General features: G+C 57.7%; 1 protein-coding gene. It reads right to left on the reverse strand.

What is annotated here, in order from left to right:
* Nucleotides 1-2,123 (reverse strand): beta strand repeat-containing protein (locus GGR91_RS11515; protein ID WP_221204325.1); only part of this gene is annotated, 2,123 nt, incomplete at both ends.

A 2,123-nucleotide genomic window follows, 5' to 3' on the forward strand; every position in this document is an offset into this window, starting at 1 on the left:
GAACCTGCCGTAACCGTAAGCGCCGCTGGCGTCGACAGCCTGGACAAGGCTTCAGACGAGTTCACGGTCATACCAAAGCTCACGTCGCCGTTGGTGGTCGTTAGAACCGTATCGCCGCCTAAAGTGACTGCGTTCCTGAAATCCTGCGCACCGATAGTTGTAACCGAACCACCATTCAGCAACGTCGTGCCCGTCACCGCGCCGTTCACTGTGAGAGAGGACAGCGCATTACTTGCGGCACCAGCGCCGACTGTGCCGGCAAAGGTCGTTACGCCGCTGCCCGTTACGGTCAAGGCGCTTGCCGAGTTACCGCTTTTCACCGTTCGGTTCAGCGCAATGTCGGTGCCGATGAGGGTTGTATTGCCTGTCAGCGTTACTATGCCGTCATATGTCTGCGTACCATCCGTGGTGATTGCGCCATTCAGCGAAATCCCGTTCGCGGCATCAATGGCGAGATTTAGGAGGCGCCTGTTGGCTCCAAAGCCGCCAGAGAGCGCGAAATCCGTTGCAAAGATGGTCAAAGACCGAGCCGCCGTTGCGTCGCTGTCAACGTCGCCCTGGATAGAGATATTGGTGCCGCGAAGCGTTACATTCGATGTGAGGACGACATTGCTGTTATAGGTTTGCGCAGCCGATGTGGTGACGTTGCCACCAAGATTAACGATGCCTACGCCCTGGGTCGTCAATGACACCGCTTGGATGGTTGACCCAAAAGTCTTTGTGCCCGTGGTATTGAAGATAAGGTCACCAAAGCCTTCCGCGGCGACAGAACCGCCAACAGGACCCTGAACCAGAATGTTGCCGGAACCAGCGGCAATTGTGAGGCTATTTTGTTCAGTCGAGGACGACGAAAGCGCTGCATCAAAGGTTACTGCGTTATCCGTCGTGGTCAGCGTTGTGGCTGCACCGACAGTCACGGCGCCGCGGAAGCGCTGCCCACCTGCCGAAGTCAGCGCAGCAGTTTCAATGAGGGTCGTGCCTGTTACATCAAGCGAAGCAAGGCCTGTGATGGCATCAGTTGTACTAATTGAGTCGCCCAGAATGGCGTTACCGACCACATTCAGTGCGAATTTATTCGTGCCATCATCACCCAAAACGGTGTTGAGGAACGAGACCATACTGCCGGTCAGCGTCGTGGCGGCACGGAGTTCAACTGCGTTTGAATAGGTTTGCGTGCCATCCGTTTTGACTACACCGCCACTGATACGCGTTGTACCTGTGCCGTTGACCAATAAGCTCGTCAGGCGGGTTGTACCCCCCACCGCGCCGCCGAAGGTCGTCGTCGCCGTGTCGGTGATCGTCAGCGCCTTGGCGCCATTCAATGTGCTGACAAATTTGATCCCGGCGCCTGTCAGCACCGATGCCTGACCCAGGGTAACCGCACCCGTGTAGGTCTGCGCGCCGGTCGAAGTAATCGACGCCACATCAAGGGCAGCTGTGCCCGAGACTTCAAGGCTGGTTAGTCCGCTGATAGTATCGCTGCCACCTGCCGTGCCGAGCTGCGCGTTACCAGTGACGGTGAGGGCATGAGTTTCACCCTCAACGGTGCCAACAGTCACAGTGGTGCCTGTCAACACGATGTCCGACTTTAGCTTAAGTTTGCTATCGGCATAGGTTTGTGCGCCGCCTGTCGTGGTGACGTTACCGAACAGTTCCGTAAAACCGCCCGCGTTCGTTGCCACCGACTTAGCCAGCACCACATCCTGGAACTTTGTTGTCCCGGTGCTGTTGGCTACAGTGTCACCCAGCTTCTTGACTACACCCACAGCCTTGGCAAAGGTAACGTCCCCCGTAACGGCATTGAGTGTCAGACTCTGCGCGTTGTCTGCTGCACCATCCACAACTTCTGTGAAGGTAATCGCACCGTCGGTCGTACCGAACACGACATTGCCGGTTAGCGTCACGGCTTTTGCAAGGCTCAGCGCAGCGCTGGCCAACGTCAGGGTGATGTCACCGGCAAGGCTATTTGCACCGGCACCGGTCTGGTTGAACGCGCCTGCTGCAGTGATGTCACCGGCAGCAGAGGTAGTGAACGTGCCTGCGTTGACTACCGTCACAGCACCACCGGCCGTAACCGCCGCGTTCACGGTCAGCGCGCTGCCCGTAAAGCCAAGCGCGCCTGT

Origin of the sequence: Sphingorhabdus rigui, assembly GCF_014196595.1 — a bacterium.
In the GTDB taxonomy this organism is placed as follows: domain Bacteria; phylum Pseudomonadota; class Alphaproteobacteria; order Sphingomonadales; family Sphingomonadaceae; genus Sphingorhabdus_B; species Sphingorhabdus_B rigui.